Source organism: Microseira sp. BLCC-F43 (genome assembly GCF_041929235.1).
In the GTDB taxonomy this organism is placed as follows: Bacteria; Cyanobacteriota; Cyanobacteriia; order Cyanobacteriales; family Aerosakkonemataceae; genus Microseira.
Map to the genome: position 1 here is coordinate 39,076 of NZ_JBHFNP010000019.1, position 25,020 is coordinate 64,095.

16 protein-coding genes and 2 pseudogenes are annotated in these 25,020 nt (G+C 45.7%); 16 read left to right on the forward strand and 2 right to left on the reverse strand.

Features of this window, described 5'->3' with window-relative positions:
- Positions 1-115: 115 nt before the first annotated feature.
- The 5 genes and pseudogenes from ACE1CM_RS02280 (at position 116) to ACE1CM_RS02300 (ending at position 6,438) form a co-directional block, all read left to right on the forward strand.
- Positions 116-2,041 (forward strand): PAS domain S-box protein, encoded by a 1,926-nt coding sequence (locus ACE1CM_RS02280; RefSeq protein ID WP_374875780.1) that lies wholly within the window; start codon positions 116-118, stop codon positions 2,039-2,041.
- Positions 2,042-2,081: 40 nt separating this feature from the next.
- Positions 2,082-2,459: a response regulator gene (locus tag ACE1CM_RS02285; protein WP_374875781.1), complete on the forward strand. Its 378-nt coding sequence runs from the start codon at positions 2,082-2,084 to the stop codon at positions 2,457-2,459.
- 209 nt (positions 2,460-2,668) lie between these two features.
- Positions 2,669-3,954 (forward strand): annotated as a pseudogene (locus tag ACE1CM_RS02290) (RNA-guided endonuclease InsQ/TnpB family protein).
- 624 nt (positions 3,955-4,578) lie between these two features.
- Positions 4,579-5,031 carry a PleD family two-component system response regulator gene (locus tag ACE1CM_RS02295; RefSeq protein WP_374875806.1) on the forward strand — a complete coding sequence of 151 codons (453 nt, stop codon included), beginning with the start codon at positions 4,579-4,581 and terminating at the stop codon, positions 5,029-5,031.
- 105 nt (positions 5,032-5,136) lie between these two features.
- On the forward strand, positions 5,137-6,438 hold the full coding sequence (locus ACE1CM_RS02300) for a response regulator (protein WP_374875782.1): 1,302 nt from the start codon (positions 5,137-5,139) through the stop codon (positions 6,436-6,438).
- Between the two features lie 42 nt (positions 6,439-6,480).
- On the opposite strand, the gene ACE1CM_RS02305 is transcribed toward ACE1CM_RS02300, so the two are convergent.
- Positions 6,481-9,381, reverse strand: coding sequence for a family 78 glycoside hydrolase catalytic domain (locus tag ACE1CM_RS02305; protein ID WP_374875783.1), 2,901 nt, complete (start codon positions 9,379-9,381; stop codon positions 6,481-6,483).
- A gap of 134 nt (positions 9,382-9,515) precedes the next feature.
- On the opposite strand from ACE1CM_RS02305, the gene ACE1CM_RS02310 reads away from it, so the two are divergent.
- The 9 genes and pseudogenes from ACE1CM_RS02310 to ACE1CM_RS02350 all read left to right on the forward strand — a co-directional run bounded on the left by ACE1CM_RS02310 (position 9,516) and on the right by ACE1CM_RS02350 (position 19,131).
- Positions 9,516-9,677: a hypothetical protein gene (locus ACE1CM_RS02310; protein ID WP_374875784.1), complete on the forward strand. Its 162-nt coding sequence runs from the start codon at positions 9,516-9,518 to the stop codon at positions 9,675-9,677.
- 790 nt (positions 9,678-10,467) lie between these two features.
- Positions 10,468-11,997, forward strand: a pseudogene (locus ACE1CM_RS02315) (ferredoxin--nitrite reductase); the annotation flags it as partial.
- Positions 11,998-12,054: 57 nt separating this feature from the next.
- Complete coding sequence (locus tag ACE1CM_RS02320) at positions 12,055-12,405, forward strand: 2Fe-2S iron-sulfur cluster-binding protein (RefSeq protein WP_374875807.1); 351 nt, start codon at positions 12,055-12,057, stop codon at positions 12,403-12,405.
- A 106-nt stretch (positions 12,406-12,511) separates the two neighbouring features.
- Positions 12,512-14,038, forward strand: a complete 1,527-nt coding sequence (locus ACE1CM_RS02325; RefSeq protein WP_374875785.1) for a NarK family nitrate/nitrite MFS transporter — start codon at positions 12,512-12,514, stop codon at positions 14,036-14,038.
- Between the two features lie 157 nt (positions 14,039-14,195).
- Complete coding sequence (locus tag ACE1CM_RS02330) at positions 14,196-16,499, forward strand: molybdopterin oxidoreductase family protein (protein ID WP_374875786.1); 2,304 nt, start codon at positions 14,196-14,198, stop codon at positions 16,497-16,499.
- Between the two features lie 159 nt (positions 16,500-16,658).
- Positions 16,659-17,129, forward strand: coding sequence for a phosphate-starvation-inducible PsiE family protein (locus ACE1CM_RS02335; RefSeq protein ID WP_374875787.1), 471 nt, complete (start codon positions 16,659-16,661; stop codon positions 17,127-17,129).
- A gap of 169 nt (positions 17,130-17,298) precedes the next feature.
- Positions 17,299-17,757, forward strand: coding sequence for a nitrate reductase associated protein (locus ACE1CM_RS02340; RefSeq protein WP_374875788.1), 459 nt, complete (start codon positions 17,299-17,301; stop codon positions 17,755-17,757).
- Positions 17,758-17,841: 84 nt separating this feature from the next.
- A complete protein-coding gene (locus tag ACE1CM_RS02345; protein WP_374875789.1) occupies positions 17,842-18,729 on the forward strand; it encodes a TIGR02587 family membrane protein in 888 nt (295 codons plus the stop codon).
- A 15-nt stretch (positions 18,730-18,744) separates the two neighbouring features.
- The gene (locus ACE1CM_RS02350) at positions 18,745-19,131 is read left to right on the forward strand and encodes a hypothetical protein (protein ID WP_374875790.1); all 387 of its coding nucleotides are present in this window, start codon (positions 18,745-18,747) and stop codon (positions 19,129-19,131) included.
- 113 nt (positions 19,132-19,244) lie between these two features.
- On the opposite strand, the gene ACE1CM_RS02355 is transcribed toward ACE1CM_RS02350, so the two are convergent.
- The gene (locus ACE1CM_RS02355) at positions 19,245-19,529 is read right to left on the reverse strand and encodes a hypothetical protein (RefSeq protein WP_374875791.1); all 285 of its coding nucleotides are present in this window, start codon (positions 19,527-19,529) and stop codon (positions 19,245-19,247) included.
- Between the two features lie 1,052 nt (positions 19,530-20,581).
- Between ACE1CM_RS02355 and ACE1CM_RS02360 the strand changes: the two genes are divergently transcribed.
- Together ACE1CM_RS02360 and ACE1CM_RS02365 are read left to right on the forward strand one after the other, a co-directional pair.
- A complete protein-coding gene (locus tag ACE1CM_RS02360; protein WP_374875792.1) occupies positions 20,582-24,187 on the forward strand; it encodes a beta strand repeat-containing protein in 3,606 nt (1,201 codons plus the stop codon).
- Between the two features lie 115 nt (positions 24,188-24,302).
- Complete coding sequence (locus ACE1CM_RS02365) at positions 24,303-24,902, forward strand: DJ-1/PfpI family protein (RefSeq protein WP_374875793.1); 600 nt, start codon at positions 24,303-24,305, stop codon at positions 24,900-24,902.
- The last annotated feature ends 118 nt before the right edge of the window (positions 24,903-25,020 follow it).

The following is a 25,020-nucleotide window of genomic DNA, read 5'->3' on the forward strand; positions in this document are numbered from 1 at the left end:
GTTAACGAGATTAAAAGCGAGGTAGAACCTCCCAGATTTCGTTCCCAGGTTGAACCTGGGAACGAGTTATTAAACTACCAATTACCAACTACCAATTACCAATGACCAATTACCAATGACCAATGACCACAAAGTCAATATTCTCCTCGTTGACGACCATCCAGAAAATTTACTGGCACTGGAAGCAATACTGGAGAGTTTGGGGCAAAATTTAGTCAGAGCTAATTCGGGTGAAGAAGCATTAAAATGCCTTCTCGATCGAGATTTCGCTGTAATTCTGCTAGACGTTCAAATGCCGGGGATGGATGGATTTGAAACGGCAGAATTAATTAGATTGCGCCCGAAAAATCAACAAACTCCGATTATTTTCCTCACAGCATTCCACAAAAACGAACAGTTTATGTTTAAAGGTTATGCCGTGGGAGCGGTAGATTATATGATTAAGCCGTTTCCAGCAGAAATACTGAAATATAAGGTATCAATTTTTATCAATATATTTAAGACAAATGCCCAAATCAAACAGCAAAAACAACTGGTTGATTCAATAAATTTAGAATTGCAAAACGAAATAAAAAAGCATCGGAGAACTACTAAATTATTGGAAATAAAGCAAGGCGAGTTTAAAGCTATATTTGAATCGATTCCCGACGCCATAATTTTGGCGGATTTGAATTTAAAAATAATGATGTGCAATCCAGCATTTACAACCTTATTCGGTTACGAAAGCGCAGAAGCAATTAATCAAGATTACCAAATTATCTGGAAGAATAACAAAATCTCGCTGACAACCGTTCTGAATAATATAGACAATTTAAGGAGTTATGAAATGGTTTATTTTAGGAAAAATGGTGAAAAATTTATCGGCGATACAATTAATACCCTTGTTAAAGATGCTGATGGCAACACCATCGGATTATTAGGAATAATTCGCGACATTACCTCGCGCAAACGATCCGAAGAGGAAATCGCGATTCTAAATCATCAAAAATCGCTAATTTTACAATCGGCAGGTGAAGGAATTTACGGGGTAAATCGGGAAGGAGAAACAACTTTTATTAATCCAGTTGCAGCGAAAATGCTGGGATACGAACAGTCAGAACTGATCGGTAAACCAATGCACAGCTTGTTGCACCATTCAAAAGCAGATGGAAGTCCTTATCCTTTAGAAGAATGCCCGGTTTATAAGTCATTAAAAGATGGCACAATTCATCACATCAATAACGAGGTTTTTTGGCGGAAGAATGGTTCTAAGTTTCCTGTGGAGTACGTCAGCACGCCGATTCAAGAACAAGGCGAGATTGTCGGTGCAGTTATTACTTTTAAAGACATTACCGAACGTCAAGCAATAGAACAAATTAAAAACGAGTTTATCGCCGTTGTCAGTCACGAACTCCGCACCCCTCTCACCGCAATTCACGGTGCTTTACACCTGCTATCTACTGGTTTGGTAGATGCTAATTCTGACAAAGGTCGCCGCGTTATCGCCATCGCCGAGGAAAATAGCGATCGCTTAGTCAGAATCGTTAACGACATCCTCGATTTAGAACGCCTGCAATCAGGTAAAATCGGTTTATCAAAACAATCCTGCAATGCTGCCGATTTAATGGTAAAAGCTATAGATTCAATGCAGGAAATGGCAAATCGTGCCAAAGTGACTATCTCGGTTTCTCCCCAATCGATTCGATTAAATGTTGATAGCGATCGCATTGTCCAAGTATTGACAAATCTCCTCAGCAATGCTATAAAATTTTCCCCCGAAGGTGCAACCGTCTGGTTAACAGTTGAACAGCGAGGGGATCTTGACCAGGAAAGCACTGTATTGTTTGAGGTGAAAGACCAGGGGCGGGGAATTCCGGCTGAAAAAATTGATACTATATTCGAGCGGTTTCACCAGGTTGATGCCTCTGATTCCCGCAAACAAGGAGGTACGGGTTTGGGGTTAGCTATTTGTCGCAGCATCGTGCAGCAACACGGCGGAGAAATCTGGGTGGAAAGCGTTCTAGGGGAGGGTAGCAATTTTTACTTCACTCTGCCCCGATGAAAAAATCAAAAATGATTTACGCTAGTCACAAAACAAATATATGACCAAACGAATTTTAATCATTGACGATGAAGATGGTGTGCGGGAAATCCTGCAAATCTGTTTGGAAGCAGCGGCGGGGTGGGAAGTTTTTACCGCCGCATCGGGTAGGGAAGGGTTAGCGATCGCCGAAGCAGAGCAACCCGATGCTATCCTGCTAGATGTAATGATGCCCGATATGGATGGCCCTACCACATTTCGTCAGTTACAGGCAAATAGTGCCATTAAAGACATACCGACTATTTTAGTCACAGCCAAAGCAGGCTTTAGCGAACAAAAACAATTGCTAGATTTAGGCGTTAATGGGGTAGTTACTAAACCCTTCACCCCTGAGTATATAGTCGCTAAAATCTGCAAGATTCTCAACTGGAACAGATAAAACAGCGGTTATTGCTAAAACCCGCTCCTACCAGAACATCTTAGAAGCTGAGAGCCACCGTCTTTTAAGCGGTGGATGAAAGCGAAAGGAAGGATTTATCCTTCCGTCTCCCACAATTATACAAAATCATGCAATAATGTAGGAGGTGAAAATAAGTGTTAAGCCTAACCTACGAGTAAAAAGCCAAACCTACACCAGAACAAATCCAGATGATTGAACAAACTTTAACGGTGTGTCACAAAGTATGGAATTTTGCTTTGCGTGAACGCAAGGATTGGATAAATTATCGGAAATGTCCGGTTAATGGTTGCTCAATCACCTCAGAGTACATTGTTCCAGCAGAGGTAAAATACGCCAATTACGCGGCTCAGTGCAAGTCACTCACTCTTGCCAAAGAGAGGTTTCCAGAACTTAAAACTGTCAACGCTAAAGTGTTGCAGCAAGTTTTGAGGAAATTGGAAACAGCGTTTTTAGACATGAGTCGCAAAGGGATGGGATTCCCTCGCTTTAAGAATAGATACCGGATGCGGTCATTTGTTTATCCGCAGCTTGGTAAATCAGAGATTTTAAAGGGAAGTCAAATCAAGCTGCCTCAATTAGGATGGCTGGAATATGTTAAATCACGAGAGATTCCAGACGGATTTGTCGTTAAACAAGCACGGATTGTCCGCAAGGCGTCTGGATATTTTGTGATGCTGACATTGGAGTGCGATGTCAATGTACCTGATACGATACCCACTGGTCATCCGATGGGTATTGACTTGGGACTTGATAAATTTGTGGCAACATCCGATGGAGATGTGATAGAAAGACCCCGATTCTTAAATTCGCTGCACCGTAAGCTGAAATTGCTACAACGCAGACTGAAGCACAAAAAGAAAGGGTCTTTCAATCGTCACAAACTCAATCGAAAGATTGCACGACTACATCAACGCATTAGCGACACTAGGAAAGACTGGCACTTTAAGTTAGCCCACAAGCTATGTGATGGTGTCGGGATGATATTTGTGGAAGATATCGATTTCCGAGTATGGGCGGCATGTTCAGCAAGCACACGCTTGATGCTGGATTTGGACAGTTCTTGTCTATCTTGAAATTTGTGTGCTGGAAACGGGGTGTGTACTTTGGAAAGGTGGATAAAAATTACACCTCTCAAGTTTGCCCTCAATGTGATGCACACACAGGTAAGAAGGAGTTAAGAGATAGAGTTCACTCTTGCCCTGAGTGTGGTTACACAACGCATAGAGATGTAGCAGCAGCACAAATCATTCGGAATCGTGGACTGTCTGAGGTGGGACGCATCTTGGACAATAAAGAAATTGCCTGTGGAGACGGTCTGGCGGGGACCCGAAACCGTCTAGTTAAGAGTCCTAGAAGCAGAGAAGTTGCGGTGAAGAGGCGCGGTTTCAACCCTCCTCGTAACATCCGCATGAGTTTCCCCTCGACTTCAGTCAGGGGAGTACGTCAAAGCTCAACCAAACAAAATCTCATATGACTAATTGCCAGCTTGCTAATTGCTAATTGCCTCCTCCAGCAGCGATTAGCGATTAGCTATTAGCAGTTACACAACGGTTGCTACCGGACAAGATCTGATACGATGTCCGTTGAATTGCCCATAATAAAAAAACCTCACTCTGTCGTTGCGTAGGGACACGGCATCATAGATTTCTCGGACAAACAGATAACGTTAATAATGCCGTGTCCCGGCTTCTGATTATGGGTATAGCGGATTGCAGTCGGATGAGGTACACCTTGGTTTGTCAAGCGCGCACCCTTAAGGGTGCGCGCTTGACAAAAGGCGCGAAAATTGCTTTACCTAGACGATCTTGCAATTCGCTGTAATCGATCGGACAAGAAATGAATCGATTTTTTAAGTAAAAATACTTATAAAATTTGCCGAGTAATTTTTTACTTGGTCAGTTAAGCTATTCACAAAATCTTCACAAGCTTAGATTAAATTGAGAAACAGTTGGCTCGATTTAATTACTTGGTAACAACATCTTGATTTTGGTGTAGAGCTTACCAAGAATAGGGGAGTCATTTTGCCTCGCTAATACCCTAAGGAATCGAGGGAATGATTTGTGCTTTTTTGTTTAAAATTAAACATACCGAGGAACGTATGAAAAAGATTTTGGTGATTGAAGATGACCCAGACCCGAGACTCATGATTTCATTGTTTCTGACATCAGAGAATTTTGAAGTGACGCTCGCTGAAAATGGTATGGTTGGCTTAGAGTTAGCAAGAAAACACAAGCCAGACTTGATTCTTTCTGATATTCATATGCCTGAACTCGATGGGTATGAGGTACTCAAAGCATTACGCGAAGATGTGGCTACAGCCAATATACCGTTTATCTTTCTCACCGCCGAGGTAGATGCTGACGCGCATTGCCTTGCCATGGGGCTAGGGGCGAATGACTATCTGACAAAACCCATCGATTTGAAGCACCTATTGCTAGCGATCGTAATCCACTTGAAAACAAATTCCGCTCAAAATTCCCCGACATGTGGCATCGAGTACGATCCCTATTATTCTTCCTTGCCCTCATCCCGTGACATCACCTATTGCTGATACTTTTTCCCCCTTGGCGCAGTTGTACCAGCCGCGATGAAATTACTTCACAAATAATTCACATTCTTGACGTAGCATTTGATCGCTGGTTCGCTCTAACCCATTATGCTATACGAAAAAAAAGTTAACATCCTCCTAGTGGACGATAACTCAAAAAATTTGCTGGCTTTGGAGGCAGTACTAGAGAGCTTGGAACAGAATTTGGTCAAAGCCAATTCTGGCGAGGAAGCATTAAAATGCCTGCTCGCTCAGGATTTTGCCGCGATCTTGCTTGATGTCCAGATGCCTGGTATGGATGGATTTGAGACGGCAGAATTAATTAGGATGCGGGAAAATTCGCGCCAGACGCCGATTATTTTTATCACAGGGATTGGTAAAACGACCGAGTTTATATTTAAAGGTTATGGTGTTGGGGCGGTAGACTACCTGGTCAAGCCAATTGTGCCGGAAATATTGCTCTCTAAAGTTAAAGTGTTTGTAGAACTGAAACAACAAGCAGAACAACTCGCAGCTGCCAACAAACAACTGCAACAGCAGCTAGAAGAGATTTCGCGGTTGAATCAGCAATGCCAAATCGCTAACAAAGAACTAGAAGCTTTCAATGCCGCTGTTTGCCACGATCTGCGTAACCCGCTGACGACTATTAAAGGCTTTAGCGATTTACTTTTGATGTACCGTACTGAAAGGCTGGAGAAGACAGACAAACAATACATAGAGGAAATTAATCTTGCCAGTAAGCGCATGGGGCAACTAATTGACGATTTACTGAATTTGTCATTAGGGAAAAGCCGTCAGATTTGGTACGAGACAGTAGATTTGAGTTTAATGGGGCAAAACATTGTGGCAAAACTGCATCAAAGCGAACCCCAGCGACAGGTTGAGTTGGCGATCGCTTCTGGAATGACTGTACAAGGCGACCCCCGCCTGCTGCAAATCGTGCTGGAAAACCTGCTGGGGAATGCTTGGAAGTATACCGGGAAGCAACCCCATGCCTGCATTGAATTTGGTGTCCTAGAACAGGAGAGTACAGCAGCAAGGAACAAGAGCAGCAGAGTAGACAAGGGAGATAGCCTAGAGAAACAACTCAGGACTTACTACGTGCGCGACAATGGTGTTGGCTTTGACATGACTGCAGCGGATAAATTATTCACCGCCTTCCACCGCCTGCACGATCGGGGAGAGTTTGAAGGAACGGGGATTGGGTTGGTAACCGTACAACGAATTATTCAACGCCACGGTGGCAAGATTTGGGCGCAAGCTGCTCCCCAACGCGGCGCGACGTTCTTCTTCCAGCTTCCAGAGCGGGCAAATTTGCTCGCTTGGGATAGGGGCAACCGCGACGGTGGCGTCAGTCACCAGACTCAAATGGGGGGTTGCACAAACAAAACCCTTTTGAGGATGGCCTAAAGCGCTCGCCAAACGGGCAGTAGCTAACGGACAATGGCGGATTTAGGATTGGCGCAAGAGAATCTGAACGCCTTGAGGTGCTTTGACTGTGTCAAAAACTCGCTTGCCGTTTTCGGTATGCCATTTGACTTCTATCAAACCCTTTGGATGCGGGAAAGCACCTTCAGCCTGTGTAATACTGTCAGTTTGCACGCGGATTTCTACGACATCCAAATTGGGCGCTTTGGGGAAATGTACGCCCAAAACATACTTTGACAGATAGTAAGTCGGGCTGGCTGACCAGGCGTGGGATTGACTGAGTGCGAGGGAGAAATATTCTGGGCAGGTCTTCAGTCCTTGAGCTAGTGCCCAACCCCAACCCTGCCGCATTAGATTTTCGGCTGTTGCCGCTAACCCAGCTTGATAAAGACCATCGAGCATATAAAAAGCGAAACTCGGTGATACAAAGACTCCGTCTGAAGGATCGAAGCCGTTGACGAACAGGGAGCGGAGTTCGTGGGCAACATGTTTCCGAATCGATTCTAGCTGTGTGGCATTGACAAGACCAGCCCGGACTGCAAACAGACTGGCATGTGCTGAATGGGTGGTGCGTTTTAGATTGTCGCTGAAACAACCCTTCTGTGAATTCCAGAAACTCTCGGGAATCGTGCGAGTCAGGATGTTGACTCGTTTTTGTAGCGCTTGTGCGTCTTGTGTTTTCCCAATCGCTTGGGCGAGTACCACGGCATTCTGTAGGGCAATCAGATAGGTACAGCTAAATACGCAGTGAATGCCTGTATTGTCCATATAATTTTTGACAATGTCCGGATCGCCAAAGAAGCCGTAGTTAGGGTCGATATTTTGACGGATATGCCATTGAACATCCAGCAGCAAATCGTTGCGTTCATCGGCGAGATTGTGAAACCACTGAAGGTTTTTCATAATCGCTTCCCAGTCGGTTTGGATGCGATGGGTATCATTGGTATGCTTGTAATAAGCGCAGTAACCTTCCACCATGTTTAAGGCAAAATCAGCAATGGTATAGTCTCCCGTATTCGGATACACAGCACGGAATTTACCCGTTGCATCGGGGGACTGACCGTAGAGTTCTAGGCAGCGCTGCATTAGGGCCTGGTCGCCGAACGTAGCTAGGTTGACATAATACTGGATGATGGTGTCTCGCCCGTACATACCCCGTTCCCTCCCTGGAGTGTCAACAAACGCATCCTCCATATTGGCTGCCTGTGTACGTTGTCCCATCAGCCAGATTTGATTGAGAAGTGGGTCGGAACAGCGAAACCAGCCTTTTGATTCCACAGGATAGTTAGCTAAACGTAGGGAGACGGACTTGAGGGTGACATCTGCTGTTGTATTGCGGAGTGTAAGTTTGAAATACCGCATACCGCGTGGATGACTGGGGAACCAATCCACCGTATCTCTGCTACACAGCACTCGGTCACCACTGGAATAAAAATGCGTGTGGCGAAGATGTACCTTGTCTGGATTGAGATGTTCGCTGTATGTCAGGTCGATAATTGCTCCACGGACACCTTCGAGTTGGATGCGGGGAAAACCTAAATGCATATGACCCATATCCATCAGCAGCGAAAAGCCATGAGGATAATCCCTTAACCGAAAAACATGGCCTTGCAAGGTCTCTGGTGTCAGAGTCTCAAATGGCTCACCATAATTATCCCAGCTCGTTTCGCGGCAGGGGCTGTGAGCTTTCTCATCTTTTGTTACCAAGACCCATCCGCCGATTTCATCGAGTGTCTCCTCAGAGGAATAGGGTAGAGGTTTATCTTTTAGATGTTTTTCAAATGCCGCCGCCTTCAGAACAGGGGAATGTTTAAACGTATAGACTGAGTTGGGGTTTTTATCAGCAGAAAAGATGATACCCTTATTTTGAGGTATGGCAAAATACTGATGCAGAATATCATAATAAGCACCAACCTTGCCAAATAGGTGGTTCCATCCTTGCCTGAGTTCCCAGCGCTGATTGATACGCATGCTCTGATTTACAGACTCAACACCCCGTGGAATTTCCTTCCCGTTGAGCCAGCTCTCGCCCCAGAAAACTCCAGCAGTGATGACCTGATCTATAGGAGAGTAAATCCAAGTGGTAAAGGCAATAAAATTGCTAAATTCTGCTTTGTTTTCCTCATGAAAGTGAGGTATTGGTACGGAAAAAGAATACCAGTATTCAAATTTTTTCAAAGCCAGCGGATTAGCAAGCGCCGGAATAGAAATGATTTTTCCCGACATATAGGGAATAGACCTTGGTGCTAGCGCTCCCCAAGTCTCCTGCTTCGCTAGTTCCACGGCTTTAGACCACTGGTTATCTTGAAAATCGATGTCTTTCCAGTTAAGTTCCTCGCGACTCTGATCGAACAAGTCGGCAGTGTTTAAGGCGAAACTGGTTTTGGAAGCATAACGCCAATGCGCTCCATCAGGTTTGGTGCGCCATGACTCTCCCTCTGTGTGAAGTGATATAATTTTACCGCTATCTAATTCGACAGTACCCCAGCTAATCCATCCCGCTCGAGCCGGAATCGATTTAAAGGTTTTGTGACCAAAGTAATTGACTTGGACGGCAATTACGTTTTTCCCTGGTCTGAGATACCTAGTAATGTCATGCGTATCGTAGAGAGGAAATCTCGGATCGAAGCGGACAGGCCCAAATTCAACAAATTCACCGTTCACAAAAAGCTGGTAAGATGTATCGGCAAATAAGCTGAAAAGCGCGGATTTAATGTTTCCTTGAATCTGAAACGATTTACGGAAAAGACCGTACAAATTCCGTCCCAAGCCTTGATTATCGTACCAGATAAACTTGGCCTCAACGGTTCGGGTTGGATGGGTCTGAACGTTGACCAAGGCTGATGTATCAGCAGTCTGGTTGTTTATTACTATACTCCCCACCGCACCGCCAACTGTCAAATGTAGAAATTTTCTTCTTTTCATATTGGACAAAAGAAAATGAACTTAGCGACCTGATAGCGCGAAGCAGGATTAATTAATTATGAATAATGGTGTGTCCGGTCTGCTAAGGTTTTAGCCAAAGGGCGTGGCATCGGAGTACTGTCTAAACCAAGTAAATGAAACCTTCGACTTTCTGTACAGGTATTAGTGGCGCGATCGCTTTGAGTAAAGACTGTTGTCCTTATATGACCAGTCAAATCAAGCGCTTTGGGGATTACCTGATGGATTTGGATGTGGTGCCGCAGGCGCTGGATGAGGGGATGACGCTCGTGTTCTGACTCACAGAATCCAGCCGATGTCTATGGGTTTTTTACATTTCTTTACGTCCTGTCCTATTTTGCGGTATCTGAAAGGGGAGCAGCGCTCCCCTTTCCCCCCTCAAACAGAGAGCTTGATTCTGATTCTCTTCAATGTAACAGTTGAGGGTGCGGAATGTGGGTTGTATAGCTAGAGACTAGGGGCATGGGGCATGGGACTAGGGGAAGAAGCGTGTTGTATCAAGGGTTTCTCTCATAAATAACCTCCTAACTGCCAGTGCGGTTGCCATATTAAATATTTTGATTCCCCTGCTCCTACTCTGAAATCGGGAATCAGCCTGATTCCACTGCGTCCGCCCTTAATGTAAAAACCGCATTGAAAAAATGCGCTTCATACATCTTTACAATTATTTTGTAACTTGCGATACTAATTTAACCGTTTGATACTAATAGCCTACTAATATGCAATAGATACCACACCCGTTGGCATCTTTAGGCATATCTAATCGGGGCGGATTGACCGCAAATAGTTGGGGCGGGAATCGAGTTTTCCCTTAACTCACCCTTGCCAAAGTTCAAACTTTATCAAAGTGAGACTAGCAAAGGTTAAATCAACAAAAAAACAAATTCGCCAAAGATAAAATGAAGGGCATACACTCAATTATACTCGATTTCAGAAAAATATGGAATCAGACAACCAAATAGTCGCCCAAGGTTGTTGATAAAAGCGGTAAAAATTCTGCCTAAACAAAACAATTTGATTTAGGTGCAAAAACAGATTAATTTAGAGAAATCACAGGCAGGGTAATTCATGACTAGCACAGCCATACCGACAGCGACTCAAACTCAGAATAAATTTGAAAAAATCAAATCCGAAAAAGATGGTTTGATGGTCAAGGCAGAGTTAGAAGACTTTGCCAGAATTGGCTGGGAAGCAATGGATGAAGCCGATCGGGACTATCGGTTAAAGTGGTTGGGGATATTTTTCCGCCCCGTCACCCCCGGTAAATTTATGATGCGGTTGCGGATACCAAATGGCATCACCAACAGCGAACAAATCCGAGCGCTAGCAGAGATAATACAGCGTTACGGCGATGATGGCACTGGAGATATTACAACGAGACAAAATATTCAATTGCGGGGAATCCGGATTGAAGATGTACCTGATATTTTCCGCAAATTAAAATCCGTTGGACTCACCAGCATTCAGTCGGGGATGGATAATGTCCGCAACATCACAGGTTCTCCAGTAGCGGGAATTGATGCGGATGAATTGTACGACACGCGCGAGTTGTGCAATCAAGTGCAAGATACGATCACCAACAACGGTGAAGGTAATCCAGAGTTTACCAACTTGCCGCGTAAATTTAATATCGCGATTGGCGGATGTCGCGATAACTCAATTCACGCTGAAATTAACGATATCGCGTTTATTCCTGGGTTCAAAAATGGCGTTTTTGGGTTTAACGTTTTGGTGGGTGGATTCTTCTCCGCCAGACGCTGCGATGCTGCCATTCCCTTACATGCTTGGGTACGTCCCGACGAAGTAGTAGATTTATGTCGGGCAATTTTAGTCATTTATCGCGATAACGGACTGCGCGCGAATCGGCAAAAATCTCGCTTGATGTGGCTAATAGATGAATGGGGTTTAAATAAGTTCCGCGCCGCAGTGGAAAAAGAATTCGGACGCCCCTTGCAACTCGAAGCAGAAAAAGATGAAATCGAATGGGAAAAACGCGACCACATTGGGGTTTATAAACAAAAGCAACCGGGATTAAATTATGCCGGATTGAACATTCCCGTCGGTCGGTTGTATGCCGAAGATATGTTTGAACTGGCGCGGATAGCAGATGTTTACGGCAGTGGGGAAATTCGCTTAACCGTCGAGCAAAATGCGATTATTCCTAACATTCCAGATGCCCGCCTCGACGCCTTTTTGAAAGAACCGCTGCTAGAAAAATTCTCCATCTCACCTCAACCTTTAACGCGGGCGCTAGTTTCTTGCACGGGGGCACAATTCTGCAACTTTGCTTTAATTGAAACTAAGAATCGGGCTGTAGCATTGATTAAGGAATTGGATGGGGAAGTAACATTAATAAAACCAGTGCGAATTCACTGGACTGGATGCCCCAATTCCTGCGGTCAACCCCAAGTTGCCGACATTGGTTTAATGGGAACCAAAGCGCGTAAAAACGGCAAAGCAGTTGAAGGGGTTGATATTTACATGGGCGGCAAAGTGGGCAAAGATGCCCATTTGGGTAGCTGCGTCATGAAAGGTATTCCTTGCGAAGATTTAAAACCGATTTTGCGGAATTTGCTCGTAGAACACTTCGAGGCAAAACTGAATCCGGACGTAGAAAGTAAAAATAGCGCCGCCGGATTGATTTTTACTGATGATGTGAATTCCAGCAACGGTAAATCGCAACAGTCTTCTCCTCTCGATACAAACGGACATGCAGATGTTCGCAGTTCTGAAGTTGTAACTAAGAACAAGGTTTATTTTGCTAAATCTGGCAAAGAAATTGCTCTTGAAGCAGGGCAATCGATTTTAGAAGCAGCAGAACAAGCTGGTATTGAACTTCCCAGCAGTTGTCGTGGCGGAAGTTGCGGCACTTGCAAGCAAAAGTTGGTGCAAGGAGAGGTGAAGTATGACGGAGAACCTGCGGCGCTTGATGATAAAGATCGCGCTGATGGGTTCATCTTAACCTGCATCGGGCAGGCAGTCGGACGAGTCACGCTCGATGCATAAGAGATTGCAGATTTAAGATTTTAGATTGCAGATTTTAGAAATAGTTAAATCTGCAATCTGCCATCTGCAATTATTCAATCAAATCGTAATTTCAGGAAGGTTTGTAATGCTTAAAGAAATGTGGTCGTTTCAGGGGCGATATCGCATCTTGCACATGACCTGGTTTGCCTTCTTCCTCACCTTCGTCTGTTGGTTTAACTTTGCTCCGTTTGCGACAACTATTGGGAAAGAGTTACATTTAGCGCCGGAACAAATTAAAACATTAGGTATCTGTAACCTGGCGCTGACGATTCCAGCAAGAATTATTATCGGTATGTTGCTGGATCGATTTGGACCAAAGGTAACGTTTTCTAGCTTATTAATGTTTGCGATCGTTCCTTGTTTGGCAACGGCACTATCCCAAGATTTTCATCAACTGGTTTTAAGTCGGTTGTTAATGGGAATTGTTGGGGCTGGATTTGTGGTCGGTATTCGCATGGTGTCGGAATGGTTCCCGCCGAAAGATATTGGCATGGCTGAAGGAATTTACGGCGGATGGGGTAATTTTGGTGCGTTTGGCGCGGAATTTGCTCTACCGATGTTGGCAGTATCTACCGCATTTATATCCGGTGGTGCGACTAACTGGCGACTGGCGATCGCACTTACTGGCATTATCGCCTCACTTTACGGTTGGATTTACTACAATAACAAAAACATCCAAGATACGCCCCCCGGTGCAACTTACAGAAAAGCCAAGAAAAGCGGGGCAATGGAAGTTACCAGCGTCCGCAGTTTTTATGCGATGATTCTCTCCAATTTTGGGTTAATTTTCGCCCTGGGATTGCTAGCTTGGCGCTTAGCACAACCAGCGATTCACTTCCTTTCTCTCGACGGAATGTTAATCGTATGGTTATGCTTGGGAGCGTTGTTTGTCTATCAAACAATTAAAGCAACTCACGTCAACCAAGACCTACTAGATGGTCGTAAAACTTACGCCCCATCCGAACGCTACGAATTCCGTCAAGTTGCTCTATTAGAATTTTGCTACGTCGTCACATTTGGGTCTGAATTGGCTGCGGTTTCGATGCTGCCCACATTCTTTGAAAAAACCTTTGCCCTCGAACACGCAATAGCAGCAATGATTGCAGCCACCTATCCATTCTTGAACTTGGTTTCTCGTCCTTCTGGTGGTTTAATTTCCGATAAATTAGGCAGCCGCAAGTGGACGATGACCGTTATCACCGTTGGTGTTGGAATTGGTTATCTATTAGCCCACGGAATTGGTGCAGGTTGGCCTATTCCCCTAGCAATTGCCGTGACAATGTTCTCAGCTTACTTTGCTCAAGCCGGGTGCGGCGCTACCTACGGCATCGTCCCCCTAATCAAAAAAGAAATTACCGGACAAGTCTCTGGAAATGTGGGCGCATACGGTAACTTCGGCGGCGTAATTTTCCTCACCATTTACAGCTTGACCGATGCTAAAACCCTGTTTGAAGTAATGGGAGTCGCTGCCTTTATCTGCGCCGCTATGTGTGCCTTCTTCCTCAAAGAACCCAAAGGTTCCTTTGCCGCCCACTACGAAGAAGAACCCGCAGCAGAAACCCCAGAACTGCCTTCCTATCCCAAGCTGGCTTACGACAGAGAACAAGAATAGGTAATCGGTAATGGGTAATCGGTAATGGGTAATTGTTAATGGTTTATTTTGGATTTTGGATTAAATAAAACTCTGACATCTACAATTACCAATTACCAATTACCAATTACCAATTACCAATTACCAATTACCAATTACCAATTACGGTGCAATGACCATGACTAACTCAACAAAAACACTTTGTCCATACTGTGGTGTTGGCTGTGGTTTAGAAGTGTCGCCTCCGGCACAAATAGGAAAACCAACCCATCGAGACAGTCAAGGAAGACCTGTTTGGAAAGTGCAGGGCGATCGCTCTCACCCCTCTAGTCAGGGTATGGTATGCGTTAAGGGTGCCACAATTGCCGAATCTTTAACCAAAGATCGACTAATGTATCCCATGATGCGCGAATCCCTCGATCAACCATTACGCCGCGTCACCTGGGATGAAGCTTTAGATGCAATAGTAAACCGCATCCAAACCCTGCGCTTTACTTCTGGACCAGAATCAATTTGCATGTATGGTTCCGGTCAGTTCCAAACCGAAGATTACTATATCGCCCAAAAACTCCTAAAAGGGTGTTTGGGTACTAATAATTTCGATGCCAACTCGCGCCTGTGCATGTCGAGTGCAGTGGCAGCTTATATTCAAAGTTTTGGTGCCGATGGGCCACCTTGCTGTTACGAAGATTTAGACTTAACCGATTGTGCCTTTTTAATTGGCACTAACACCGCAGAATGTCACCCCATTGTGTTTAACCGGCTGCGGAAACACCACAAAAAGAACAAAAATGTCAAGCTAATTGTAGTCGATCCACGCCGCACAACGACGGCTGAAGCAGCAGATTTGCACCTGGCAATTAATCCGGGAACCGATATCGATTTAATGAATGGTATCGCCCATCTGCTAATGCGTTGGGATTATATTAATTTCGAGTTTATAGATGAATGTACCAGCGGGTTCCCAGCTTATGCAGAGATCGTTAAAGAATACCACCCAGAAATGGTCGCGCGACGCTGCGGTATCAGCGTTGATGAATTAGAAACCGCCGCTAGATATTGGGGCGAATCCCAGCGCGTTTTATCCTTGTGGTCGATGGGAATTAATCAATCTAGCGAAGGTACGGCTAAAGCTAGAACTCTGATTAATTTACATCTGATGACAGGTCAAATGGGCAAACCAGGTGCAGGGCCATTTTCCCTCACCGGACAACCGAATGCAATGGGAGGACGGGAAGCAGGCGGGTTGTCCCATCTTTTACCCGGTTATCGCGTAGTGAAAAATCCCCAACACCGATCCGAAGTTGAGGAGTTTTGGCATCTGCCTGCGGGTAGAATTTCCCCCGAACGGGGTTTGACGGTGTGGGAAATGATTGAGGGTTTGGAAAGGGGCGAGGTAGGCTTTTTGTGGATAGCCGCTACTAATCCTGCCGTAAGTATGCCGGATTTGGAACGGACGAAGAAAGCTTTGTTGCGATCGCCCTTCACCGTCTACCAAGACGCCTACTACCCCACCGAAACCGCCCATTACGCCCACGTGGTGCTACCAGCAGCGCAGTGGAGTGAAAAAACCGGCGTCATGACCAATAGCGAACGCACGATCACCCTTTGTCCAGGATTTCGCGATCGCAGTGGACAATCAAGAGCAGACTGGGAAATCTTCGCCGAAGTCGGACGCCGCTTAGGTTTTGTCGAACAATTTAACTTCGCCAACTCCGCCGAAGTTTATGCCGAATTCGTCGGATTAACCAAAGGACGCCCCTGCGACCAAAGCGGCATCAGTCACCAACGCCTGCAAGCAGAAGGTCCGATACAATGGCCTTGTCCCGCTTCTGAGGAAGAGGACGCGGGGAGGCGGGGAGGCGGTGACGCGGGGAGTTTTTCGGCAAATCTCGACCCGTCACCCCGTCTCACTGTCTCCCCGTCCTCTTCCTCGCAGCGACTTTACACCGATCTGCGCTTCCACACCCCCGACGGACGTGCCCGTTTTGGTGCTTATCACTCGCGGGGACTGGCAGAACCTCCCGATCCGCAATATCCTTTTGTTTTAACCGTCGGCAGAGTTTACGGACACTGGCACACCCTCACCCGCACCGGACGGATCGACAAAATTCAACAAATGCACCCCAATCCATTTCTGGAAATTCATCCCCGCGATGCTGGGAAATTGGGTATCGAGGAAGGAGATTTGGTCGAAGTCAAGAGCCGTCGCGGTAGCGCCCGCTTTCCCGCTAAAGTAACTAAAGCGATTACTCCCGGTACCGTCTTCGCCCCTATGCACTGGGGCGCACTATGGGCAGACAACGCCGAAGCCAACGCCCTGACGCACCCAGAAGCTTGTCCCGATTCCCTGCAACCCGAATTAAAAGCCTGCGCCGTACAATTAGTACCCATTTCCACTAACTCACAGCCGCAACCTATTTTATCAGGACTTACCCACGACGATCCTAGAAACCGGGTTTCTTGCTGCGATTTTTCATAGAAACCCGGTTTCTTGGCGTAAGTCCTGTGTTATTGCACTCCGCTGAATGCTAGTATCCTCTAAGTTCTGTGTTTCAACAGACCAGAGGCAACCGGCAAGAAACGCCAGCGCTCTCAGCTTAACCTGATAACGCTGTCGCTATCAGCACTCACAATCATTATGTCCCAGTGGAAAAAACTCTCCAAACAAATCGCCTCGTCTACTGAAGACGAACCTTTCCTGCATAACCTGGAAACCATAGTAGTTATCATTTCCAAAGTTTTATCCCTGGCGATGGTGGTAGTGATTTTAGTTTCAGTTTATGACCTGGGTTTTGTTTTATTTCAAGAACTGTTCATGCCATCAGAAGGCTTCTTTAAAGATACCTTGTTCAAAATATTTGGTCTATTTTTGAATGTTTTGATTGCACTTGAACTATTAGAAAATATCACCGCCTATCTTAAAAAACACGTTGTTCAAGTCGAGTTAGTCATCGTCACTTCTTTAATTGCCGTAGCTCGGAAAATCATTATCTTAGACTTAGAAAAGAAAACGGCAATGGATCTGATCGGTCTTGCCATTGCCATTCTCGCTCTTTCCATCAGCTACTTAGTCATTCGATATATGAACAAACCTCACCGGAGTGAATGAGAGGGCTAACAGCTAATAGCTAATTGCTAATAGCTAATGGCTAATGGCTAATGGCTAATAGCAAATGAAAAATAATTATTAGCGATGGGCAATTAGCAATTAGCAATTAGCAATTAGCGATTGGCAATTACCAATTACCAAGTACCCATTACCAATTACCAATTACCAAATGACCAAATTCTTCCAATTTGAAGCCGACTTTGTAGAATCTTTACGCTGCATCCCCATGCAAGTGCGTCTCAAGTTAGATACTTGCGGCATTAAACTAAAATTATCTCATTGGAATCACTTTAATTTGGCAGAACGAGAATCACTCGTCGAAATGCCTTGTACGACAGAAAGCGAAATTCAAACTTATCGCGAATATTTACAGCAACTGGTGTTAAAACAAACAGGTGCATTACCCAGCGAACTTCCCATCGATCCTCACCCAGCTTGGATGGACGAAACAACCATACCAGAAAGCGTTCAAGAAAAAGCCCAAGAATTTAACCTGAAGCTGACACCCCAACAGTGGGCAGCACTAACCCCAGACCAGCGTTTTGCTTTAATTAAACTCAGCCGTTCCAGTCACGAAAATCTCAACTTTTTACCAGCCATGAAAGAATTTAACTTAATCGCAACTTAATCTATCTGCGGATAGTAGACAAGCCATAGGCTCAAAGGCGATTGTTACATATGTAACAATATGTCGGCCTAACGGATATAACGGATGGATTGTAAAGCAGACAAGCAGCGATCGCTCACCGAATCCCTTCAAGAATACTTGCGGGGCGTCATCGGTGGCATCATGTTCTCTTTGCCCCTAATCTACACAATGGAAGTGTGGTGGGCAGGTTTCACCATCCATCCATTTCGCATATTTATTTACGTCCTCGCCACCTTCACCCTGCTGTTAGGTTACAACAACTACGGAGGTTTACGTTACGATGCAAATCGCCTAGAAGTCGTCATAGACTCGGTGGAAGAAATGGGTCTAGGAATGCTAGTTTCCACCGCTTTTTTATGGTTGCTAGGGCGCATTACCGCTGATATGACATGGGAAGAAATTATCGGAAAAATTACCGTTGAAGCGATGACTGTTGCTATCGGCGTTTCAGTGGGGACCGCGCAACTTGGAGGTGGAGATAACGACAGCAACATGAACGATCAAAAGCAGCCAAAAGGGCCACCCAGTCCAATTGAAAACCAAGGGGATTTTTGGGGACAAGTTGTAATCTCATTGTGCGGTGCTGTTCTATTTGCAGCCAACGTCGCACCGACAGAAGAAATTATTATGGTCGGCATCGAAATTTCTTCGATAAGATTGCTCGGTTTAGCTTTAGTTTCGATAGTACTGGGTGCTATTATCCTGTTCTATAGCAACTTCATCGGCGCAGATAAATTTACTCGTTCTAGAAGCATTTTTACCATCATCTCCGGCAGTATTATTACCTATGCCGTAGCCCTAGTTGCTTCGGCAGCAATTCTGTGGTTTTTCGGACGCTTTGACGGAGTTGCACTCATCACCGGCGTTGCACAAACAGTCGTCCTGGCACTACCAGCTACCCTGGGTGCTTCTGCTGGCAGACTTTTATTGCAACAGGGATCTGGAAATTAGACGCTTCAAAATCCCATGAAAAAGTTACAAAAAAATTGGTTAGAGTGGGTGACTTTTGCAGTCGGTTTTATCCTCGTTGTCAGCACATTGATCTACCTAATTTATGATGCTACTACGGTAACCGAAGCACCGCCGCAAATTGAGTTTCAACTTGGAACACCCCAATCTCAATCCCAGCAATTTATTGTTCCCGTATCGGTTAAAAATACAGGCAATCAGACGGCGGAAAATGTCCAAATAGAAGTAGTACTAGAAAGGGGTGGCAAAGAACAAGAGCGGGGCGAGTTTCAAATTGCCTTTCTGCCGCGCCGCGCCACGCGGGAAGGTTGGGTCACGTTTCAAACCGACCCCCGCAGTGCCTCACGCATCAAAGCACGCGCTTTGGGGTTTGAGAAACCTTAATTGGCTAATCGCTAATGGCTAATTGGTAATGGGTAATTGGTTTAAATAGATTGAAAATTGAACTTGAATTTGCTATTACCAATTACCTATTACCTATTACCTATTACCAGTTCTCATGCAGCAAGCTTATTGAGTTTTCTCATTAAAACTTGAACCAAAACTTTTTTGAGCTTTCTGTTGGGATGAGCGAAGATTTTATTGATAAATACTTGTTGCAAGGAATCATCTACTTTTAAGAGCTTTTCCAAACACGTGGATATCACTTCATCCGCGTATCGCTCATCAATGGAATTTATCGCTTGCTCAAACAGGTAATTTTTTTTTGCACTTGTACTTTTGACCAGCGAAACTATATCGTTGGTAAGAATTGAAACATCATAGCTTTGTAACAACTGCATTTTTTATCTCCGTTGGTGAACTCTAGCCAAACTGCCGTCCATGCACCTGATGACAACCCAATGGCAATAGGTCACTTATCCATATCGATAGGCCAATCACTTTATGACTGATGCCAAACTGATTTGGTGAATTTCCACATCCTCCTATAGGAGGATGTATTTGAGCGCAATTTCTCTGATGACCTATGACCAGAAAAATTAAGTAGTGTAACACACTCATAGAGTATTATTCTTTATATTTAATACAAAATTTTGCGAAAAACTAGATTAAGAAATTGTGAAATTTTATCGTGTAAATTGAATAGGCCCAAAGATGGCTCTCTGGGCTGGTTAGAGCGACCAAGCTCCCGAGGGAGGCAGTTGGAACCCAGAGCGCGCCCGCCGTTTTGTTAAGAAATTTTAATCAAATTTTGTGCATAAATTAAACTTATATAAAAAATACAATTCAGCAAACTTACAGGAGTTACGCTCATATTCCGGGTTTCTAGGACAGGACTTACGCTAGGGAGTTGCCAGAAACCCGGTTGCTAAGTTGGGTTATGATTGCCAAACCAAAGATTTCTCATATCACCCTTGTTTCTTTGCGTAAGTCCTGACTTATATAACATAGGTTAACAGGAGCATAATTTAGCTCTGATGTCAAGGATAAATTGCCCATAATAATAAGATTTTCGGTTGAATAACCTACAGATAGGTGATGCACCGTCTCGCTTTGCCCGGTCGTTTTCACCTAGTTAAAAAAGGTAACCGTAATTCTACAGACTCTGTTAAAACCATCGCTCGTTACAACAAATATGGGAAAAGTTTCCGGATGAAACTTCGCAACTAAGAAAAAATAGAATAGCATCTCAACGACTAAAGTCGGAGCGGCTATTCAAAGAATTGCTATTGCCTTGCCAAATCCGATCGCCGTCAAAGATGCAAGTCTGGCCTGGGAAGTTTCTCAGGTCACGGACTTGAAAAACAATTCGCCTGTTGGGAACTGGAAAAGCAAAACTATTGCTCGCTTAAGTTCCTTAAACTGGCAATCAAAAATTACTTAGGGAGAAACGATGCCTAATATTTCTGGTTCTTTAGGTCGCAGTACGAGTTACGCTAATAACGCGACTGGCTTGAACGATTTCACAAACGAGTGGCTGGTAGCAGCTGACAATCAAGGTATTGATATCAGCGGCACGACCACCTCGAATTTCAATGGAACAGGGGCGAATCTATCGCTGTTAAATTTTTCAACTGCCACAGATCAGAACCTCAACAACTTGGCTCTGACTAACCTGAATCAACCGGGTAACGATACCTTCGGCAGTGTTTTGGGTATCGGCGTCGCCGATTCTTTTGATGGTTGGTACAACAACACCAGCAAAATTCGGGCGGAAATTAACTACAACCCCAATAATGGGGAATCGCAACTTTTGCGGTTCAAATGGGGTGATAACCAATCGGTTACGAACGCATTTATTGACCTGAGTAGCTTTGCTCCCATCGCTGACGAGAAATTTGGTACGGAACGAGGTTTCGTCCAGGCATTCAAAAATGGAACTTTGGTGTCAATTACAGGGGTTCGCTACCTGGATGAAAACACCATTGCTGGTACTGGGACCTCGATTCAGAATACCGCCTCCGGGGTAAGGTTCATCGCCGATAAACTCAACACTGGGTTGGGCGACTACAAGTTTAGGGTTTTTGGTGACTTTAACGAACTGCGGTTCACTGCTTTACCTTATCTGGAAGGAAGCGCTAACACTCCGCGCGGTACGAACGGCAGGGGTGGTACTGTCTTGACAGATAGTTCTGACTACCTGGTGCAGCAAATTAAATATGTAGGAACAGAAGATCCGGTTTTCCTGCAATTTAACTCACCCAGCTTCAGCGTCAGAGAAGATGGGACGCCGATTGCACAGGTAACGGTGACGCGGACTGGCAGCAACCTGGGGACGGTTTCCGCTACCGTTAACCTTACTAATGGTACTGCTACTGCTCCCAATGACTACAGCAACAACCCAATTGCAGTCACGTTTAATCCTGGACAAACAACGCAGGTTATCAACATTCCCATCGTGGACGATAACCTGATTGAAGGTAACGAAACCGTCCAACTGAGTTTGACCAACCCCACCGGCACCAGTCGCGTCAGCTTGGGAGCGCCAAGTACCGCCACCCTAACGATTGTAGATAATGACACCAGCGTCCCCGGTACGCTTCAGTTCAGCAACTCTCAGTTCGTCACCCTGGAAAATGGCACGCCCGTACTAGCAGTGACGGTTACCCGCACGGGTGGCAGCAATGGTGCGGTTTCCGCCACGGTTAACCTGAATAACGGGACTGCCGTTGCTCCTTTTGATTACAACAACGCTCCCATCACGGTCAATTTTGCCAACGGGGACACTGCACCCAAAACCGTTTTAGTTCCAATCGTAGATGACACTGTGGTTGAAACCACCGAAACGGTTAATTTAACTCTGACCAATCCCACTGGCGGTGCAACACTAGGGACGCAAAATACCGCCACTTTGAGCATTGTAGATAACGACAATGCGGGCAACCTTCAGTTCAGCGCCCCAGTCTTCAGCGTCGATGAAAATGGCACGCCAATTGCTCAGATAACAGTGATTCGTGCCGATGGCAGTGCCGGTGCTGTTGGGGCTACGATTAACCTGACTAACGGAACTGCTACTGCTCCTGGTGACTACACCAATACCCCGATCGCGGTCAATTTTGCCAATGGAGATGTGACGCCCAAAACTATCACCGTTCCCATCGTCAACGACTCCCTAGTAGAACCCACCGAAACTGTCAATTTAGCCTTAACCAACCCCACCGGCGGCGCCACTATTGGCACTCAAGGGACTGCCATTTTAAATATTGTGGACAACGACACCCCGGGCACGCTTCAGTTTAGCAACCCCCAATTTGTCGTCAACGAAGATGGTACGCCCGTTTTGGCAGTAACGGTGACGCGCACTGGGGGGAGTGCTGGTACAGTTGGCGCTACGGTTAACCTTGCCAATGGCAGTGCGATCGCTCCTGGTGACTATAACAATAACCCGATCGCCGTCACATTTGCTAATGGGGACACTGCGCCCAAAATCGTCACAATTCCGATTGTGGACGATGTCTTGGTTGAGAACGAAGAGACGGTCAATTTAAGCTTGACCAACCCTACCGGCGGTGCCACTATTGGGACGCAGAATACTGCCACCTTGACCATTCTGGATAATGACGTTCCGGCGTTACCATTAAAACCCGTTGTTTTTGTTGGTGCTATCGACCCAACGGCTGGCGAACCGGGTCGCGGCGAGGGCAATGGCGCGTTCCAGTTTACCCGCACCGGCGACAATAGCCAAGCGCTCAGCGTCCGCTACACCGTCACGGGTACGGCAACCCCTGGCACCGACTATGCTGCTTTGAGCGGTATCGTTAACTTTGCTGCTGGTCAATCTTTTGCTACTCCTGTCGATGTCATTCCTTTCTTCGATGGTCGCAACGAACCGACTGAATCTGCGATCGTCAAAATCGCTGAAGATGTTACTTACCAAGTAGGGTCAGCTGACACTGCTGTGGTGCAGCTTCTAGATAACAATCCGCTAGTGGGTACTCCAGCATCTACTGGTTTAGTTCTCCGGTATAACTCTAGCGGATTGTTCCAGAATAGCTACAACCGAATCACCGATGCGGTTGCGGTGGCTAACGATAACGACATTATTGTTGCCCAAGCGGGGACTTACAGCGAACCAGGAACTATTACCATCAACCGACCCTTAACCCTGCGCGGACCGAATGCGGGTGTTAGTACCAGCAATGGTTCGGCGGTTTCTCCAGCGGTTGTTCAGACCACAGCTGGTTTACCTGTTTTTACGATCGACGCTGGTGTCAATAATGTCACGATTGAGGGATTGACAATTCAGATGGGTGGTCAGAACGCTATCCGCCTGCAAGGCCAAAGTGACAATCTCGTAATTCGTCAAAATGTATTCACCGGCAATGGTCCCAGTAACGGCGGCGTTGTCTATTTAGATACGTTCGTACCTTCTTCAGCCGGTTCCCTGTCTGTCATCGACAACTTAATCCGCGATGTGGTCACGGCGGGCACCGATGTAACCAGCGGCATCCAAGCATTCCAGTTCACCCAAGTCCGGATTACAGACAACACCATCGCCAACCTACCCGGTCCCGGCATTGTTGCCGATGCCATTACCAATCCTGCCAGTGTCATTAACAGCAACAACCTGAGCAATCTTGGAGAACAAGGCATCCAGCTAGCCGGTGGCAGCGCCCGGATCGAGAATAACGATATCACCAACGCCAATATCATCGACGATATCGACCGGGGCGGTATCCGACTGCGGGATTCTGGTTTTATTGGTGGACCGACCCTGGGAACCGTAGATGTGGTAAGCAATGTCATCACCAACTCCTACAATGGAGTGGCGATTCGCAACGGTACCAATATCACTGGTACTGTCCGGGTCAACAACAATAACTTGATCGGCAACTCGAATGCCGGTTTATACCACGGCGGTACTGGTGCGGTGAATGCCACCAATAACTGGTGGGATGACATCAATGGACCAGTTGTAAACGGTATCGGACCCAATGCGATCGCCGGATCCGGTGCTGTCGGTGTGACTGCTAACCCATTCTCTACCACAGTTTTGTAATCGGTTGCGCTTAATCAAATAGCGGGTAGTGGGAAAAATTAACCTACTACCCGTTATCTTTTAGCGATTACCTATTACAATAATCTGTAATTATGGCGTTATCAGAATTAAAAACATGGCTGCCAAAAAGATTTTAATGCTCGTTGGCGATTACGTCGAAGATTACGAAGTGATGGTACCTTTCCAAGCTTTACAGATGGTGGGACACACGGTTCACGCCATCTGCCCCGATAAAAACGCTGGGCAAACAGTAAGAACTGCCGTCCACGATTTTGAAGGCGACCAAACCTATAGCGAAAAACCGGGTCACAACTTTAGTTTAAATGCCAATTTCGCTCAAATAGACCCCGCCGCCTACGATGCTTTAGTTATCCCTGGCGGACGCGCACCCGAATATATTCGCCTCAACGATAAGGTATTAGAAATAACCCGCCACTTCGCCAAAACAAATAAACCGATTGCCGCTATCTGCCACGGGTTACAAGTGTTGGCAGCAGCAGGTGTATTGGATGGCAAAAGTTGCACTGCTTATCCAGCTTGCGGTCCAGATGTCACAAGGGCAGGGGGTTTGTACGTGCATATTCCCGCTGATGAGGCGATGGTTGATGGTAATTTAGTCACAGCACCCGCATGGCCTGCCCATCCTAAATGGTTGGCTGAATTTCTTAAACTATTAGGAACGAAGATCGAACATCAAGAATTGGCTGCCGTTTAAGAGGCGCTGACGTTACAAACCGGGTTTCTTAAAGCAACCCGGTTTCTTTTGTACATTCGTTCAGAAACCGGGTTTCTTTGTTGGCGGTTTTTCGGGAATCTAGCTGTGTCAGAGTGTA

Bases quoted from the DNA above. Each gene is read 5' to 3' on its own strand.
- ACE1CM_RS02280 (WP_374875780.1), top strand. From the start codon at position 116: ATGACCAATGACCACAAAGTCAATATTCTCCTCGTTGACGACCATCCA.
- ACE1CM_RS02285 (WP_374875781.1), top strand. From the start codon at position 2,082: ATGACCAAACGAATTTTAATCATTGACGATGAAGATGGTGTGCGGGAA.
- ACE1CM_RS02295 (WP_374875806.1), top strand. From the start codon at position 4,579: ATGAAAAAGATTTTGGTGATTGAAGATGACCCAGACCCGAGACTCATG.
- ACE1CM_RS02300 (WP_374875782.1), top strand. From the start codon at position 5,137: ATGCTATACGAAAAAAAAGTTAACATCCTCCTAGTGGACGATAACTCA.
- ACE1CM_RS02305 (WP_374875783.1), bottom strand. From the start codon at position 9,381: ATGAAAAGAAGAAAATTTCTACATTTGACAGTTGGCGGTGCGGTGGGG.
- ACE1CM_RS02310 (WP_374875784.1), top strand. From the start codon at position 9,516: ATGAAACCTTCGACTTTCTGTACAGGTATTAGTGGCGCGATCGCTTTG.
- ACE1CM_RS02325 (WP_374875785.1), top strand. From the start codon at position 12,512: ATGCTTAAAGAAATGTGGTCGTTTCAGGGGCGATATCGCATCTTGCAC.
- ACE1CM_RS02330 (WP_374875786.1), top strand. From the start codon at position 14,196: ATGACTAACTCAACAAAAACACTTTGTCCATACTGTGGTGTTGGCTGT.
- ACE1CM_RS02335 (WP_374875787.1), top strand. From the start codon at position 16,659: ATGTCCCAGTGGAAAAAACTCTCCAAACAAATCGCCTCGTCTACTGAA.
- ACE1CM_RS02340 (WP_374875788.1), top strand. From the start codon at position 17,299: ATGACCAAATTCTTCCAATTTGAAGCCGACTTTGTAGAATCTTTACGC.
- ACE1CM_RS02345 (WP_374875789.1), top strand. From the start codon at position 17,842: ATGGATTGTAAAGCAGACAAGCAGCGATCGCTCACCGAATCCCTTCAA.
- ACE1CM_RS02350 (WP_374875790.1), top strand. From the start codon at position 18,745: ATGAAAAAGTTACAAAAAAATTGGTTAGAGTGGGTGACTTTTGCAGTC.
- ACE1CM_RS02355 (WP_374875791.1), bottom strand. From the start codon at position 19,529: ATGCAGTTGTTACAAAGCTATGATGTTTCAATTCTTACCAACGATATA.
- ACE1CM_RS02360 (WP_374875792.1), top strand. From the start codon at position 20,582: ATGCCTAATATTTCTGGTTCTTTAGGTCGCAGTACGAGTTACGCTAAT.
- ACE1CM_RS02365 (WP_374875793.1), top strand. From the start codon at position 24,303: ATGGCTGCCAAAAAGATTTTAATGCTCGTTGGCGATTACGTCGAAGAT.